The 15,667-nt window shown below is 43.8% G+C and carries 17 protein-coding genes; 3 read left to right on the top strand and 14 right to left on the bottom strand.

Features of this window, described 5'->3' with window-relative positions:
• Window positions 1-52: 52 nt before the first annotated feature.
• The 9 genes from H583_RS0122025 to H583_RS33900 form a co-directional block, all read right to left on the bottom strand.
• A complete protein-coding gene (locus tag H583_RS0122025) occupies window positions 53-1,060 on the bottom strand; it encodes an ABC transporter substrate-binding protein (protein ID WP_028562358.1) in 1,008 nt (335 codons plus the stop codon).
• 63 nt (window positions 1,061-1,123) lie between these two features.
• On the bottom strand, window positions 1,124-2,119 hold the full coding sequence (locus tag H583_RS0122020; protein WP_028562357.1) for an ABC transporter permease: 996 nt from the start codon (window positions 2,117-2,119) through the stop codon (window positions 1,124-1,126).
• 25 nt (window positions 2,120-2,144) lie between these two features.
• Window positions 2,145-3,653: a sugar ABC transporter ATP-binding protein gene (locus tag H583_RS0122015; protein WP_028562356.1), complete on the bottom strand. Its 1,509-nt coding sequence runs from the start codon at window positions 3,651-3,653 to the stop codon at window positions 2,145-2,147.
• A gap of 419 nt (window positions 3,654-4,072) precedes the next feature.
• Entirely contained in the window at window positions 4,073-5,056 is a 984-nt protein-coding gene (locus H583_RS0122010; RefSeq protein ID WP_051236832.1) for a substrate-binding domain-containing protein, read from the bottom strand.
• Window positions 5,040-6,842 carry a sensor histidine kinase gene (locus tag H583_RS33905; RefSeq protein WP_036710475.1) on the bottom strand — a complete coding sequence of 601 codons (1,803 nt, stop codon included), beginning with the start codon at window positions 6,840-6,842 and terminating at the stop codon, window positions 5,040-5,042. The genes H583_RS0122010 and H583_RS33905 overlap by 17 nt, the downstream gene beginning before the upstream one ends.
• On the bottom strand, window positions 6,842-8,461 hold the full coding sequence (locus tag H583_RS0122000) for a response regulator transcription factor (RefSeq protein ID WP_028562354.1): 1,620 nt from the start codon (window positions 8,459-8,461) through the stop codon (window positions 6,842-6,844). Before H583_RS0122000 ends, H583_RS33905 begins: the two co-directional genes overlap by 1 nt.
• Window positions 8,462-8,798: 337 nt before the next feature.
• Window positions 8,799-9,275: an SRPBCC domain-containing protein gene (locus H583_RS0121995; protein WP_028562353.1), complete on the bottom strand. Its 477-nt coding sequence runs from the start codon at window positions 9,273-9,275 to the stop codon at window positions 8,799-8,801.
• Between the two features lie 116 nt (window positions 9,276-9,391).
• Window positions 9,392-9,859 (bottom strand): DinB family protein, encoded by a 468-nt coding sequence (locus H583_RS0121990; protein ID WP_036710472.1) that lies wholly within the window; start codon window positions 9,857-9,859, stop codon window positions 9,392-9,394.
• A gap of 1 nt (window position 9,860) precedes the next feature.
• Window positions 9,861-10,160, bottom strand: coding sequence for a YciI family protein (locus H583_RS33900; protein WP_036710469.1), 300 nt, complete (start codon window positions 10,158-10,160; stop codon window positions 9,861-9,863).
• 84 nt (window positions 10,161-10,244) lie between these two features.
• On the opposite strand from H583_RS33900, the gene H583_RS0121980 reads away from it, so the two are divergent.
• Window positions 10,245-10,712, top strand: coding sequence for a winged helix-turn-helix transcriptional regulator (locus H583_RS0121980; protein ID WP_028562351.1), 468 nt, complete (start codon window positions 10,245-10,247; stop codon window positions 10,710-10,712).
• 278 nt (window positions 10,713-10,990) lie between these two features.
• Here H583_RS0121980 and H583_RS0121975 read toward each other — a convergent pair whose 3' ends face one another.
• Window positions 10,991-11,824 (bottom strand): oxidoreductase, encoded by an 834-nt coding sequence (locus H583_RS0121975; RefSeq protein ID WP_028562350.1) that lies wholly within the window; start codon window positions 11,822-11,824, stop codon window positions 10,991-10,993.
• Between the two features lie 150 nt (window positions 11,825-11,974).
• Here H583_RS0121975 and H583_RS0121970 point away from each other — a divergent pair, with 150 nt between their 5' ends.
• Window positions 11,975-12,388 (top strand): MerR family transcriptional regulator, encoded by a 414-nt coding sequence (locus tag H583_RS0121970; protein WP_028562349.1) that lies wholly within the window; start codon window positions 11,975-11,977, stop codon window positions 12,386-12,388.
• A 221-nt stretch (window positions 12,389-12,609) separates the two neighbouring features.
• Window positions 12,610-13,062, top strand: coding sequence for a VOC family protein (locus H583_RS0121965; RefSeq protein WP_028562348.1), 453 nt, complete (start codon window positions 12,610-12,612; stop codon window positions 13,060-13,062).
• Window positions 13,063-13,255: 193 nt separating this feature from the next.
• On the opposite strand, the gene H583_RS0121960 is transcribed toward H583_RS0121965, so the two are convergent.
• The 4 genes from H583_RS0121960 to H583_RS0121945 are packed head-to-tail and all read right to left on the bottom strand — an operon-like array spanning window position 13,256 to window position 15,401.
• Window positions 13,256-13,474 carry an ATP/GTP-binding protein gene (locus H583_RS0121960; RefSeq protein WP_028562347.1) on the bottom strand — a complete coding sequence of 73 codons (219 nt, stop codon included), beginning with the start codon at window positions 13,472-13,474 and terminating at the stop codon, window positions 13,256-13,258.
• 24 nt (window positions 13,475-13,498) lie between these two features.
• Window positions 13,499-14,236, bottom strand: coding sequence for an ABC transporter permease (locus H583_RS0121955; RefSeq protein ID WP_028562346.1), 738 nt, complete (start codon window positions 14,234-14,236; stop codon window positions 13,499-13,501).
• Window positions 14,236-14,967, bottom strand: coding sequence for an ABC transporter ATP-binding protein (locus H583_RS0121950; protein ID WP_028562345.1), 732 nt, complete (start codon window positions 14,965-14,967; stop codon window positions 14,236-14,238). The genes H583_RS0121955 and H583_RS0121950 overlap by 1 nt, the downstream gene beginning before the upstream one ends.
• Window positions 14,964-15,401, bottom strand: a complete 438-nt coding sequence (locus H583_RS0121945; protein WP_036710466.1) for a helix-turn-helix domain-containing protein — start codon at window positions 15,399-15,401, stop codon at window positions 14,964-14,966. The genes H583_RS0121950 and H583_RS0121945 overlap by 4 nt, the downstream gene beginning before the upstream one ends.
• Window positions 15,402-15,667: the final 266 nt, after the last annotated feature.

Below are 15,667 nucleotides of genomic sequence, written 5' to 3'. Positions count from 1 at the left end.
CGTTTCATAACGTACAATCCCAACATGGCATTGTAATGATTCTCTTGTTTATTTATTCGTAAAGAACGGCTTTAACATCTTCGTTATCGATGTTTGTTTTGTCATACCAAACGAAACCGCTGTCGATAGCAGGTTTAATCGTTTCACCTTTGGCAGCCGCCACTGCAGCTTTAACCGTTTCATAGCCGATACCGACCGGGTTTTGGGAAATAGCGCCAGCCATCGTGCCATTCTTAATCGCATCGATCTGTGCTTTACCGGAATCATAACCAATAATCGTCACTTTTCCGACCGCTTTGGCTTCCATAACTGCATTGATTACCCCAATGGCCGATCCTTCATTTGTACCGAAGATTCCTTTAAGATTTGGATACGCTTGCATAATTGCTTTTGCCGCGTCGGTCGATTTCAGGTGATCTCCTCCACCATACTGAATATCAACGATTTTAATATTCGGGTATTTTTCCTCGATACGATTTTTAAAACCATCACGCCGATCGATACCCGTACGGCTTGTTTGGTCATGGGCAATAATCGCAATCTCACCATCGCCACCGATTAATTCAGCCATTTTATCTGCGGCAACTCCAGCAGCAACCGCATTATCTGTTGCTACTGTACTAAGCGGAATGTCGCTGTCCACGCCGGAGTCGAATGCGATAACAGGAATACCCGCATCTTTAGCTTTCTTAAGATACGGAATGGACGCTTGGCTGTCCAGCGCTGCAAAACCGATCGCGCTTGGCTTTTTATCCAATGCGACTTGCAGCATTTCAAGCTGTTTGTCAACTTGGGATTCGGTTTCTGTGCCTTCGTACGTAATATCCACATTCAGCTCGGCTGCAGCCTTCTCTGCGCCAATCCGGACCGCTTGCCAGAATTGATGCTGAAATCCCTTGGAAATAACCGGCACATACAATTTCTCCGTCTTCGCAGGCGCTTCAGAGCCCGGGCTTTTAGTTGTAGCCGACGGTGATTTGCTGCCTCCGTTCGAGCTGCAAGCACTAATGAATACGACGAGTACCAAAGCCGCCATCATCCAACCTTTTCTCATGTTCATCTCCCCTTCATAATGAATCCTATTTGAATTTATATATAATCTCCCGAAGAGACTATACCGCTGTCAAGACTTGCGGCGACGCAAAATATCCGCATATACCGCGAGTAATATAACAAAACCGACCACAACCGTCTGCCACTCCTGAGGAACCGACATGATGCGTAATCCGTTCGTCAATACGCTCATAATTAAGGCGCCGATCACGGTTCCCAAGATCGTTCCCTTGCCGCCGCTTAGTGAGGTACCGCCGATGATGACTGCTGCTATCGCTTCCAGCTCATATCCCGCGCCGAGAGAAGGATGCGCTGTGTTCAACCTGGATGCCATAAGAATGCCGGCAATTCCCGTAAACACACCTGTAACCGTGTAAATCACGATTTTCCAATTCCGCACGTTAATGCCGGAGAGACGCGTCGCCTCTTCATTGCTGCCGATTGCGAAGTTGTAACGGCCAACAATTGTTTTGGACAATAAGATGCTCCCGAAAATGGCTACAATGAAAAAAATAAGTACAGCGTTCGGAATATCAAAGCCTGGAATAAGGTCACCTAATACCGATCCTAATGATATTTCCATAAATACTTCATTGTCGGTGAAATAGATCGGCTTGGCTTCAGAGATAACTAATGCTAATCCTTTGGCAATCATCATCATCGCGAGCGTGGCGATAAATGGCGGAATTCCCAGTCTGGCAATTGAAAAGCCCGATATGAATCCACATAACGCCCCGGTCAGCAAACCACCGACAATACCGACCGGAACGGGCAGCCCCCAGATCGTAATGAAAACGCCAGTCATGACTGCGGAAAGTGTCATGACTGTCCCAACCGAAAGATCAATGCCGCCCGTAATAATGACGAACGTCGAGCCTAACGCCAGTACGCCGATAACCGCGGTGGAGAGCAAAATTCCAATAATATTGGAGAAATTAAAGAAATTATCCGATGCAATTGAAAAGAAGATAACGAGCAAAATCAAGCTTCCAAATACTAAGAACTGCTGCAGCCCTGACTTAATCGCAAATTGCGGTTTCTGCTCAACCACTGTTGTGTTATTCATGCTTCTCTTCCTTTCCCTGCCGGCCTTATTCGATTCGATCTGTTGCATAGGTCATAATCTGTTCTTGGGTCGCATGATGATCATTCATAAGCTCTCCTGTAATTCTCCCTTCGCACATCACAATAATACGATGACTGAGCCTTAATATTTCCGGAAGTTCCGAGCTGATCATAATGATTGATTTGCCTGCAGCCGCCAAGTTCTCAAGAAGCTTATAAATCTCACTTTTCGCTCCGATATCAATCCCGCGGGTCGGCTCATCGAAGATCAGGATGTCGCAGTCTCTCGTTAACCACTTCCCAATAATGACCTTCTGTTGATTCCCTCCGGATAAAAATTTCAGCTTCTGTTTTATTCCAGGCGTTTTCACCTTAAGATCCTCAACAATTTGAGTCGAAACCACATTCATGCGTTTTTCGTTCATCCAAATACCTGCCCTTGTGAAACGGCCAACCGTTGCCAAGGTGGCATTCGTTGCAACATCCATTTCCAGCAGACATCCAAAATGCTTCCTGTCCTCGCTCAAATATCCGATGCCATACTTCACAGCCTGATGCGGCCCATTAATCCGCGCCTTGCGGCCATGAACGTAGATTTCGCCGGAATCGATGGGATCAGCTCCAAAGATTGCCCGGGCAACTTCCGTTCTTCCTGCACCGACTAATCCGGCTATGCCGAGTATTTCGCCCTTTCGCAGCGAGAAGCTTACATTGTGAAGAACATGTTTACGGCTTAGATTGCGTACCTCAAGCATGCTTTCGCCCGTTGAGTCCTTTAACAAGTTCGTCTTATCCGATTGATAGAGCTCCCGGCCCACCATCATTGAAATAATTTTATCGATGCTTGTGTCGGCCGTCGCAACTGTATCGATGTAGCTTCCGTCTCGCATAACCGTGATACGGTCTGTAATTCGTTTTAGCTCCGCCATACGGTGGGAGATGTATATAATGCCTGCACCTTTAGCTCGCAGCTGAACGATAATCTTAAACAATTCCTCAATTTCCGCATCACTAAGCGCCGCTGTCGGTTCGTCCATAATGAGCACTTGAGAGTCGTAGGAAATGGCTTTAATGATTTCCACCATTTGCTGCTTCGCGACCGTCAGCTTCGATACAAGCGTGGTTGGATCGATATCCAGATTTATTTGCTTCAGCAGGATGGAGGTTCGTCTATTCATCTCTTTATCGTCCAGAAACAGCTTTATAGCTTTCCGCGGCTCTCTGCCGATAAAAATGTTTTGCGCGACGGTGAGATCGGCTGCAAGATTCATCTCCTGATGAATCATACTAATTCCTTTTTTTTGAGCGGCCCGCGTATCCGGAATACGTACTTCTTTGCCCTGATAGAGAATGCGCCCCTCATCCATCTGATACACGCCTGTCAACACTTTCATCAGGGTTGATTTTCCGGCACCGTTCTCCCCGACAAGTGCATGTACTTCGCCAGGCCGCAGATCGAATTTACAATCTTTTAAGGCATGAACCCCGGCAAAACTTTTCATGATTCCTTCCATTTGCACAAGACTTTCACTCATCGCTTCATCTCCCCTCTCTATATTCATGTTGTTATCGTTAACTTTACACGGTTCATTCCATCACTTACATGTGAATTCTTCTTGTAAAAGTCGAATATTTTTGGATGTTTTTCTTAGGCTCAAAATCGAAATCAGTGATTGACACCAACTTGGGGGGAACGCTCCGAGAAAGTACCGATCGCTGTTGTTCCCGGATTTCTTGAATTTAACCGCCTCAGCGGTTGAAATCCGGGAACAAAGGCGACCGCTGCGCTTCTCCAGCCTCCCTCTTCCTCTCCGCTCGTGCGACGTTAAGCTGTCAAGCACTGATTCTTAGATTGAGCCATTTTATAGTTCAATTTTTTAGTCGTTAATAAAAAAACAGAGCAGGCTTTCGCCTACTCTGCCGCTCTCCCACTGTTCTCCATTTCGTTCATCCATTAGTCACCAACAAATGGAAACAACAGCTTCTGATTCTCCTCTTCATACATATTTTGTTTCGTTATAAGCAATGAGCCCGTATCGATAAACTGCGCAGCCTTCTTGCCCTTAACAACCTCCATGGCTGTTTTAATGCTGAGATAACCCATTTGAAAAGGCCTTTGAATTACGGTAGCATTCATTACGCCTTCATCCAAAAGCTTGATCTCGTTGAAAGAACTATCGAATCCAATCAGCTGCACTTTCCCCTTTAATCCCAGTTCCTGAATGGCTCTTCCCGCTCCAACCGTAGTCGGCTCGTTGAGTCCGATAATTCCGAACACATCGTTATGCCGCTGCAAAATTTCCATAGCCAGCAAATAGGAGTTTTGCTCGGACCCTTCGCCATTATACGTGCCTAGCATTTCGATTCCGGGAACATTCTCTAATACTTCATGAATGCCCTTTTCCCTGTCGATATGAGAACCAGCACTTTTGACATAGCTGATAATCGCTATTTTAGCCTTATCTTTGATCAAGCTTTTCATCGCTTCGCCCGCTTCTCTGCCAGCGTTGACGTTGTTGGTCATTACTATGCTGTCGGCAGCATCTGACTTGATTCCCGAATCGACGATAATGAGCTTAATTCCGCTCTTCTTTATTTTCTCTGAGACAGGTACAAGTCTCTCATAATCGGTCGCGGCCAATACGATTGCATCCGGCCGGTTTAATATCGCCTTCTCCACAAGGGCAATTTGTTCATTAACGTCCGTTTCTGACTTTGTCCCCCATACCTGAACGTTTACATTGAACTCCTGGGAAGCTTCGTGCACGCCGTCGATTAATACCTGCCAGAACTCTACGGATGTATCAATGGTTTTAAGGATGACCGTAACCTCTATCTTCTTTTTCGCAGATAATCCATGATGACCATATACAAAAACGGCCACAGCGATGAGAAGGAGTGCAGCGGCGGTTGTTACCCACTTATGAATACCTGCCATGTCTCTCGTCCTCCAGAACCTGGCGTAATTTAGGAATACGGATATACACGGTTGTTCCCTCTCCTGGAACGCTCTGGTAGGTTAATCCGTATTGCGCCCCGTAATAAAGCTTGAGCCGTTCCTGAACATTTCGTATACCGACTCCTCTTCCACCCTCCATACTGGCAGCTGGAAGATGAAGCGACTTTAATTTCTCCTCGTCCATCCCATTGCCGTTATCTTCAACGATCAGAATAATGTCCGTGTCCGTTTCTTCACAAGCGACCCGGATGAAACCCGGTCCCTGCTTCATCTTAATGCCATGATAGATCGCATTTTCAATAAGCGGCTGCATAATGATTTTAATGGTCCGATATTCCTGAACCGATTCGGATATTTCGATATGATAATCCAACTTATTTTTATACCGCATTTTCTGGATCATTAGATAGTTCGTTATATGCTCAATTTCAGTTTTAATTGCAACCAGTTCCTCGCCCTTGCTGATTGATGAACGGAAAAGCTTGGCAAGCGCCGAAGTCATCAGCACAACTTCCCGGGACTTATTGCTCTCGGCCATCCATACAATGGAATCAAGCGTGTTATAAAGAAAATGAGGGTTGATTTGGGCTTGAAGGGCGCTGATCTCACTCTTGCGTTTTTGTTCCTGATCCAATACCGTCTGCTGCATCAGTTCTTTAATTTTCCCTACCATTAAATTAAAAGCTCTTGCAAGACCTTGAATTTCTATCGTTTTGTGAACGGGGACATGGATATTGAAATTTCCTTTTTCCACTTCCTTCATATAGCCCTGCAATCTTTTGATCGGTTGGCTCACACGTTGAGATAAAAATAATGAAATCATAATTCCGATAATCACACAGATGATTCCCAAAACAATGATAGAGAGTAGCACATTATTCTGATTTTCAGCTAATTCGCTCACGTAGGAGACCCCAACAATTTTCCACCCGAACTCAGAACTCTGAACCGTGTACATTCGGCTTTCGCTGCCTTCTTTGCTTATGAAGGTTCCGTTTCCAACTTCCAGCACTTTATCAATCATCTCTGTTTTCAAATTACTGTAAATCAATTGCTGCTGGGGATGATAGACGATATTCCCATCCGAATCGATGATGAATAAATAACCTCTTTGACCTAGCCGAATATCTTTGAACATGTCATTCATAACGCTGAAATTCAAATCGACCAGAAAAACGCCCAGCTTCTTGTCTCCATCCTTGCTGATTAGTTCCCTGCTCAATGATACGACCCAAGGATACCGGTCTTTAAAAATAGGCTGCACATGAGAAGATGAAATTACGCTTTGCCCGCCCATGCTCTTCGCATTCCTGTACCAATTCATACTTGTAATATCAACGTTTGGATTTAACTCGAGCTCTTTGCGGCCGGACACAAACTGTCCTTCATAACCGAAAATGTTAGCTGAGCTAATATCCGTCCTTGATACCAGCATCGCACCCAGCATTTCTGAGATCGCTTCCTTGTAATCCTTCTCTTCTTTTAAACTATTAAAGGAAGTTGAGGATAAATAAGCTTGAACCGCATAATTGCCAGCTACCAGGTCAGACATATACTTCATGCCGTTTATGTAGGATTTAATATTGTTGTTTACCTGTTTCACCAGCTCCGTAGTGTAAGTCTGTGCTGTGGAATTAACAGTATCTTTAGTTAAGTAAAAGGAAGTAACGCTCATCATAATACTTGTCATCATGATAAGCGCGACCGAGGCAAGGACCATATTTGTCTGAATACTGGGCAATCCCGAAAATATTCTCGCTCGCATCACATGATCCCTTTTATTTTTTTATGACGATAATCTGTTGGGGTTTCTCCTGTATGCTTCTTAAATGCGCCGCTGAAATACTGGGGATCGCTGTATCCAACTTCATATGCGATCTCGTAGCTCTTTAAAGATGACACGATTAATAATTCCTTCGCTTTCTCCATACGCAGATGGGTTACGAATTCCACAAACGATTTACCGTTGGTTTGCTTGAATATGCTGCTGAAGTAACTCGAGCTCAGCGATACATGATAACACACCGACTTTAATGAGAGCTTCGGGTCCATATAATTCAATTTGATGTAATCTACCGCTTTCGCGACTTGAAACACACATTGGTGCTCCCGCATGCTTTTGATTGATCCGACTACCTTCGCGCATTGATCCTTCAGCCGCAATTCAACTTTACCCATCGACGCAAACGTAGTCATTTCAGTCATTGGATCTTGGCTCTCTCCGAACACTTGTGTACTGTCAATGCCCATGACATAGAGCGTGTGCATAATCGTCAATACAATTCGTTGCAGATACATGTGACAAATATCGAATGGAAAAGCATGCTCCCGGAACATGATGAATAGTTGCCCAATCCATTCATCCATCTCTTCCGGTGAAGCGGTTTTCAGTTTCGTGACCAGTTCACTTTCCCAATCCATGAGCGACATCAACTCCGGCCGCTTACGCTGCTCCATATCCCATATACATATAATTTGATTGGTACCGATGACAAAACGATAATCAAGTGCTGACAAAGCAGATTGATTTAAACGCTGCACTTTGTCTGTTAAGTTGCATACATGTCCAATGCCTATAGATAGCTTAACAGGCAAGTAACCGGTAATCGTATTGTGGATTTCTTCAGCCACCTGCGTCGACAGATCATGCAGTTCATCCGTCTGATGACCAGACATGATGACGTGCACACGATTTTCCCGATCTCTAAAAATAAGTGCCCCGGAAAGGTCAGCTATAATTTCCTGGGTAATGTTATACACAGCAAAACGAATAAGTTCCTCGTCAGACAAAGTCTTAGGTTGACTCCATACAAACTCGTCCACTTCTATGGCCAGCTCGATCACGAAGGAGCCGTTCCACTCAATATCGAAATAACTGAAGTTCTCGTTCTTTTGTTTTTCTGTCATCGGCGAAGTCGAAAACCGTTCTAAAAATCGCTCTTTCAACAAAGGCTGACTCTCCCTCAATTGACGCTTCAGCTGTTCGAAATCTTGTATTTGATTTCTTTCGCTATCCAGCTCAGAACGAAGTTTACAAATGACCTGTTCAAGTTCCGCCGCTGTAACCGGTTTCAAAATATAATCAAAAGCTTGTAATTTCAAAGCCTGCTGCGCATAATCAAAATCATCGTATCCTGTAAAAATAATAACCTTTACTTTCGGGAAACGAATAGCAAGCTCGCGGGTCAACTCTATTCCGTCCATGAACGGCATTCCGATATCGGTCAATACGACATCCGGCGTATGGCGGTTGACGAAATCAAGCGCTTCCTTACCGTCCTCGCAAGTACCTACGCATTCAAAACCAAGCTTTTGCCAGTCCATTTGATCCTCTATCGCTTCACGAACCAGCGCCTCATCGTCGACAATCAACAGCTTGTACATGAGATCCCCACCTTGTTATCTAAAGTACATTGCATATAGACATCAACCATCCAAACGTTAACAAAAGTATGTGAAAGCGCAATCAATTAATTTTTAACAAAATATTCATTTTATTACTTCACCAATTGTAGACCAAACCCTCTTTTTCTAATGAGATTAAAAAGTACTCGCAGCCATTGCAATGACGCTTCAATACTTAACCATACAAAGGTAGTTACGCTTTGTTTTTATTGTCCCGATTTATCTATAGATATGAACAAAAGCCCAAACCATGTAAGGCCGGGCTTCAACTTGCATGTAAATGTGGCTCCGATACGCTATAACAAAAAGTCTTTTATCACTCAGTAAATACTGCAAGATTCTCCAACGTGGATCTCAAACCAACGTCATGATCTTCTTTTCGTATCCCTTCAGGAACATCCTCACAAATGACAGTCACTTTTGTTCCTTCTGAATGGGCTTCTAATAGCCATTTTTGGATCATCTCACCAGAGAATCGTGTGTCCTCTGAATGAAAATGAACGGTTTTAACAATTCGTTCATCTGGAATTAGCTCCAAAAATACTCCTTCAGTGACATCTCTATTTTCTGAGGTTTTTCCCTGTATCTTTTCATCCCCTTCGTAGATAAGAGTCATATTATAAATGCCGCCTTCCCTTGTATCAAATGTATCGATTTGAGCAGACATTCCTTCCGGTGGAAGCCATAAAGCGAGCGCTTCCGGTTTCAACATTGCTTGATAAATGACTTGTGCTGACGCCCTAATGACTCTTGAAGCAGTATCAATTCTTTTGTTAGTGTATGCATCTACCATGTAACTACCTCCTTCGTTCCCTTTTTCTTCATCTATAAAAATAGGTTCAACAGGATACTCGATCCATTCATATCATCACATCGCGGGCGAACCCTTAAATCGCAGTCGTTATCCATTTATTCATTCTGCAAAACCTTGTCCATCGCAATTATCATTCCTAGATGCATACTTTCATGTGCAATTAGAACATGGAAAAGTTCACCGATTACACTTGCTTGAAGAAAGTTATTCTCATCTGCTACAGGTTGCGCCAGCAGACCGTCATACTTATCGCATATTTCCACCATCTGACTTTCCAAATCCTTAAGAATCATTTCGATCCCTGGCGGTTGCCCCAGCCAGCATGAGGGACTTGTGTCTGTCGCAAAATAAGTTCTATAGTGCTGTGAAATCCTTGAACCAACACCCGAAAACTCAAATATTAAATTATCAGTTATCGTCAGCACATGTCCGAGCTGCCAATGGAGATTGTTAGTGAACCCTTTGGGAATGTGTTCCATTTGACTTTTTGACAATCTTGCTATTACGCTCAATATTTGTTTTCTAAGATCTGCAAACAAATTCAATATATAGGTATCGGACATATTAATCACCTAACGCTTCTACGATCTCAATCCTACCTCCATATTGCAATTCCGGCCAATCCGAAGTTAACGAAATCGCTTCCTCCAAAGAACCAGCTTCGATAATGGAAACGCCGAATATGTCTCCGGAGTAATCGTTAATCGAATCTTGCGAAATAATTTTACGGCCGCTTCCCGCAAAACGTACCTTCTCGTACCCATTTTCCTTTAGATTGTCAAGCCATCCCCATAGTTCATTAACATTCCGATCAAGTTGATCGTCCGGAACGACGCCACCTCTATAAACCAACAAAAATTTCAATTCAATCCCTCCTCAATTTCAGTTGCATTTTGAAACTGACTTAATTATAATAATAATCAATCCATGAAGTCAAGGGAGGTTCCTATGCAAAATTCTAAACCACATAGAAGATCCAATTGTCCAATCTCATTTTCTCTTGATCTGTTAGGTGACTCTTGGTCATTACTTATCATCAGGGATATCATATTTGCAGGAAAGAGAACGTTCGGGGAATTTCTTGCCTCGGATGAACGGATTGCTAGAAATATACTAACGAATCGCTTGTCCCGTCTTGAGATGATGGGTTTGATTACCAAGAGTCCCCATCCCACTGACAGAAGAAAAGACCTGTACGAATTAACGGAGGCCGGGTTGGATTTATTACCGGTCCTTTGGGAATTATCAGCCTGGGGAGCGAAGCATGAACCCGAAACTGCAGATACTTTAGCTTGGCTGGCCGATATCCAGATGAACAAGGACAGTTTGATTCAACTTATACGGAAGACGGTTCAAAATGGCGGATCTGTATTCGCTGGTCCAGGGAGTGTAGTTGATCAATTGGAGCGGGGTTAGTAGTTCCAGTGAACATGTATGTATTTCGCGAAACCTTTATCAGATTTCGTTGGTGTTTAATATTTGTTGTAGTATAAGGGATGAATTTCTAAGCCGCATCGCTGCCAGCGAATCGCTCTCCCAGCTACGCTATAGCCCTAAAGGGCCAGCACGTAATTAACGAAGCAAAAACACCTCCATCCCCGCCAAGATCACGGTTTTGGAGGTGTTCTACCCATAATTCCCGCTCACTACCAGCGATCTCTTTTGGGGTTAACCCTTAGAATCTTCATCTCATTTCAATCCTGAAAATCAGCATTAAACGATACTTCTTTATATTTCTCGAAGTTTTTGAGTGTCTCCGTATATTTGTTCACCGAAATGTGATAAGCATCTGCTCCAAGCAGCAACCGAAGCGGCGGCTCTGCAGTCTCTACGACGTTTATGATAGCTTCCGCAGCTTTCTTCGGATCTCCCGGTTCGTTTCCATGAGTTTCCCCATTTACAAATGGGGAGATGAGCTCGTTATATTCCTTAAACGCTGATTGGGTTCTTGCAGCTGAGCGTCCGGACCAGTCCGTACGGAAATTGCTTGGCTCAATCACTGTGACATGAATATTGAATGAGGCCACTTCCTTGGACAGGCTCTCTGATATCCCCTCAACCGCATATTTGGTACCGTTATAGTACCCCACGCCAGGGAATGAAACTAATCCTCCAATTGACGATATATTGATAATATGCCCTGAGCGCTTGTTTCTCATGTAAGGCAGGACAGCGCTGGTCATGTTCGCCAGACCCCAGAAGTTGATTTCAAACATTTTGCGGACTTCTTCTTCAACAGCTTCCTCAATGGAGCTAAAATAACCGATTCCGGCGTTATTGACAAGCACATCAATTTGGCCGAATTTCTCTATAGCAGCCTTTACCGTTTTTTCGATTTGTTCGGGCCTGGTCACATCGAGTTCCATCGCCAGAACGTTGTCCGTATTCCCGCTGACAAGATCAGCAATTGCATTCAGATTTCTGGCTGTAACCACAACATTATAGCCTGCTTGAATGGTTGCTTTTGCAAGCTCTCTTCCGAAGCCAGTGGAACATCCGGTAATAACCCACACTTTATTTTTACTCATCTATATCTCTCCCTTTAGCTTGAAGTTTTGGGTGCAAACAAACTCTAAACCTTAGAGTCAGGTCTAAGTCAAGCGCCTGAATAAATATTGACTTAGAGCACACTCTAACCTGTAAAATAAATATTATTTTTATAAAAGGTGGTTTACCCCTTGGGATATACAATTAGCCAGGCTGCCGCTAGATCGGGATTATCTGCATATACATTGCGCTATTATGACAAGCTCGGCTTATTGCCCTTTGTGAATCGTGACCATGCAGGCAACCGGGATTTTAAAGAGAGTGATTTTAATTGGCTCGCCATCATCACATGCCTTAAAAAAAGCGGGATGCCCGTGAAAAAAATCAGAGAATATCTGGATTCGGCTATGGAAGGAGACGCTACATTAAATGAGCGTCTTGAAGTGTTTGAAACACACAAAAAAGTTGTGATGGAGAAAATCGCTGAATTAGAAAAATATATGAGGAAAATAGATTTTAAAATTTTGTATTACAAAACCGCTATTGAGCATGGGACAGAAGCGGTGCATGCACAAGCAGACTGCGGATTTGAGGATTTGGAGTAATGTTAAACGGGAAGCTAAAAGTTATGACATCTCAATCCTGGGCTTGAGCCTCAGTGTATCGGCAAACGAGATCTTTCCGATCGTAAGCCACGTAAACGCGGCGGAATAGTTATTAAACTAACAGGAGATTTATTAATAATTCGGAATAAATTTGTGATTCTTGATAGAATAAATATGAACATGATCAGGCAATAAATTTATACACATAAGGAGATAAAACTATGGCAAAAAACCAATTACTAAGAATGGACAATGTTGGCATCGTTGTAGAATCTCTTGATGACGCAATCTCTTTCTTCGAGGAGATTGGCTTGAAGCTCGAAGGGCGGGCTACTGTCGAAGGTGAATGGGCTGGTCGCGTAACCGGGCTGGGTTCACAGTGTGTAGAGATTGCCATGATGGTTACCCCGGATGGCCACAGCCGAATTGAACTTTCGCGATTTCTCACCCCGCCTGCTATATCAGATCACCGGACTGCTCCTGTAAATGCCCTCGGTTACCTACGCGTCATGTTCACCGTTGAAGACATTGACGAAATGGTATCCAGACTCACTAAGTATGGTGCTCAGCTCGTTGGCGAAGTGGTTCAGTACGGGGACTCGTATCGGCTCTGCTACATACGTGGAAATGAAGGAATTCTGGTCGGTTTGGCGGAACAACTCGGTAATAAATAAGTGATGTTTAAAAGAAGACTTAACCGGGTCTGGGCGACCCCCGGTCCCGGAAACAAGGAACGAGGCAGTAATTGCCGGAACACATCCGCACCGGCTAACCGCATCTTGGCCAGCAGCAAACTGCCTTAACTCTGTGGGTCACCATGATGCATGAACTTTAACGGAATGTTCGTCATGCTTGAATTATAACTTTCTATGGATTGGTCCAGCATGAGATCACGATATTTGTTGTATTTTTCCAAGGCAAGGCATCACCTCCGGAAGAAACTTGTGTTTGAATGATTTTTCTTGCCACTTCCGGAACATAGTTATAGCCATTTTTCTGAAGTTCATTCAACAACGTTGTTTTACCACAACCAGGGCCTCCGGTAATTACGATAAAATTTTTTTGGATTATATGATTATCTATCATTTTCTGATCTTCTTCTTAACTATATCAAGCAGCATCACCACTCATTTTCTTTCTAAACATGTAAATGGCCAACACCATAATACCAACTGCATATCCGATTACCCACCACAGATGAGAGAGGACCGAAGCATAATTTCCGGCAATGGCGGATCTGCCCGCTTCTACAGCATGAGCAAAAGGGAGGATATAAGCAATTTCCTTAAACCAGCCGCCGATCAGATTCAAATCAAACCAGATGCCGCTTAACCATGCGCTTACATTCGTCAATATTGCACCACAGATGCCGCCTACCTGCTTATCATTAAGTACGCTCCCCGATAGCAGCCCGATCCCTATAAATAGAATAATTGTAGGCGTGAGCGCAAGAATAGCGAAAATCATATTCAAATTAAGCGGCAATCCCAAGAAGAGTGCGGCCAGAAAACAGATTAAGATTTGCAAAAACGCCATGAATATGAGCGGCAATGTATATCCCAGAATGTAATTTGAAGCAGATAGGGGCGCTGTGAACAATCTCGTCAAAAATGAGGTGCTTCTATCTTTGGAGATCAGCATCCCGGAGAATAGCGAAATAAAAGAAAGACCAAATACTGCTATTCCCGGAGCAAGATGATCGATGACAAATATTTCAGCCGGAATGTTCGCCTGCAATGCGGTTAGCAGGAATAAAAGAACCAATGGAAAGCCTAAGCCAAATACGATATTCAGCGGATCTCGAACAATCTCTTTGCGGGTCCGTTCGGCAAATGCCATGGATTTCATCACCCAGCCTCCCCTTCTGCAGCCAGTAAAACAAATGCCTCTTCCAATGTTCCGGCGTTCTTTTGTGCCATTAATTCTGCCGCTGATCCAATTGCTTTTAAAGTTCCATCTGCCATAACGCCGATCCGGTCAGAAAGCGATTCTGCCTCCTCCATATAATGGGTTGTTAAAATAATTGTAATTTGCCCTTTTAATCTCTCGATAGCCTTCCACAGCTCCCGTCTTGCGAGTACGTCCAGCCCTAATGTAGGTTCATCCAAAAATAGAATTTGCGGTTCAGAGATCAGAGCCATTGCAATACTGAGCCGCCTTTGCATGCCGCCGGATAAAGTCTTTGCTTTAGCGCCAGCTGCTTCCTTAAGACGAAAAGTTGTCAGCATCTCCTCAACTTTCTGCTCTACAGCTTGCTTATTCAGCCCGTAAATCCGGGCAATGAACTCAAGGTTCTCTTTGACCGTCAAGTTGCGTGCAACAGCAGTTTCCTGTGGAGAGACATTGATCTTTTCTTTGACTGCGCAGGGATTCGATACGATACTGTTGCCAAGCAGGGTTGCATCACCGCTGGTAGGATTGCTAAGACATGTCAGCATCCTGATCGTAGTTGTTTTGCCTGCCCCGTTCACCCCGAGCAATGAAAAAAGCTCGCCTTTTTGTATCGTAAGGTTGAGAGCGTCCACAACCGTTTTGCCTTGAAATTTCTTTGTTAAGCTCCTGATTTGGATCGCAATCATTCATCTTCCTCCCCGCACTCCTGCGTCTGAAATATATCCTGTGCAAATTGCATGAGCACCTCGTTTTTGACAATCGCAATTCCCTCCGCTTCGTCGCCCAGCAGCAGCAATTTGTCCCCGGGACTGATGCTGAAAATTTCTCTGGCTTTTTTGGGAATAACGATTTGTCCGCGCTCTCCAACCTTAACCAGGCCAAAAATGTGCTTCCCTTTCGGTCGGACGCCCATCTGTTCCTTATCATCGGAATGATGCACCAGATCATCCAGCATCACGCCATATAACTCTGCCAGAGCGGTACAATTATTGATATCCGGAACCGTCTCCCCATTTTCCCATTTCGCAACCGCCTGCCTGGAAACGCCTATCTTTTCGGCAATATCTTCTTGTGTATACTTGTGGTTTTTTCTCAATTGCCTCAAATTCATGCCAATCATATTTCTCACACCTTTCATAATCCATTATAAAGTCATTCCCAGGATACACCACCAATTGAAGATAACATTCGTTGTTGTTTTTGGTTTACATTGTTTAGCTCAATAGAGCATGGTAGAGTACAATTTAAAGAGCTTTTCATACTCGAAAGAAAATTGTTCATTAAGGAGCATTTAATGTTGAAAATTGATATTTAAACGAATCACTCTCCCACCTGCACCTGTTTCACTCCCCATTCATGAACAGGAACCATTGAGAAAAAAACCAT

This window comes from Paenibacillus pinihumi DSM 23905 = JCM 16419 (assembly GCF_000422505.1).
GTDB lineage: Bacteria > Bacillota > Bacilli > Paenibacillales > Paenibacillaceae > Paenibacillus_D > Paenibacillus_D pinihumi.
This window is presented reverse-complemented; position numbering and strand designations above follow the sequence as displayed.

Coding starts and splice junctions, on each gene's coding strand:
- H583_RS0122020 (WP_028562357.1), bottom strand. CDS start 2,119: ATGAATAACACAACAGTGGTTGAGCAGAAACCGCAATTTGCGATTAAG.
- H583_RS0121955 (WP_028562346.1), bottom strand. CDS start 14,236: ATGAAATCCATGGCATTTGCCGAACGGACCCGCAAAGAGATTGTTCGA.
- H583_RS0122000 (WP_028562354.1), bottom strand. CDS start 8,461: ATGTACAAGCTGTTGATTGTCGACGATGAGGCGCTGGTTCGTGAAGCG.
- H583_RS0121945 (WP_036710466.1), bottom strand. CDS start 15,401: ATGATTGGCATGAATTTGAGGCAATTGAGAAAAAACCACAAGTATACA.
- H583_RS0121960 (WP_028562347.1), bottom strand. CDS start 13,474: ATGATAGATAATCATATAATCCAAAAAAATTTTATCGTAATTACCGGA.
- H583_RS0122010 (WP_051236832.1), bottom strand. CDS start 5,056: ATGGCAGGTATTCATAAGTGGGTAACAACCGCCGCTGCACTCCTTCTC.
- H583_RS0121950 (WP_028562345.1), bottom strand. CDS start 14,967: ATGATTGCGATCCAAATCAGGAGCTTAACAAAGAAATTTCAAGGCAAA.
- H583_RS0122015 (WP_028562356.1), bottom strand. CDS start 3,653: ATGAGTGAAAGTCTTGTGCAAATGGAAGGAATCATGAAAAGTTTTGCC.
- H583_RS33905 (WP_036710475.1), bottom strand. CDS start 6,842: ATGCGAGCGAGAATATTTTCGGGATTGCCCAGTATTCAGACAAATATG.
- H583_RS0122025 (WP_028562358.1), bottom strand. CDS start 1,060: ATGAACATGAGAAAAGGTTGGATGATGGCGGCTTTGGTACTCGTCGTA.
- H583_RS0121995 (WP_028562353.1), bottom strand. CDS start 9,275: ATGGTAGATGCATACACTAACAAAAGAATTGATACTGCTTCAAGAGTC.
- H583_RS0121990 (WP_036710472.1), bottom strand. CDS start 9,859: ATGTCCGATACCTATATATTGAATTTGTTTGCAGATCTTAGAAAACAA.
- H583_RS0121975 (WP_028562350.1), bottom strand. CDS start 11,824: ATGAGTAAAAATAAAGTGTGGGTTATTACCGGATGTTCCACTGGCTTC.
- H583_RS0121965 (WP_028562348.1), top strand. CDS start 12,610: ATGGCAAAAAACCAATTACTAAGAATGGACAATGTTGGCATCGTTGTA.
- H583_RS0121980 (WP_028562351.1), top strand. CDS start 10,245: ATGCAAAATTCTAAACCACATAGAAGATCCAATTGTCCAATCTCATTT.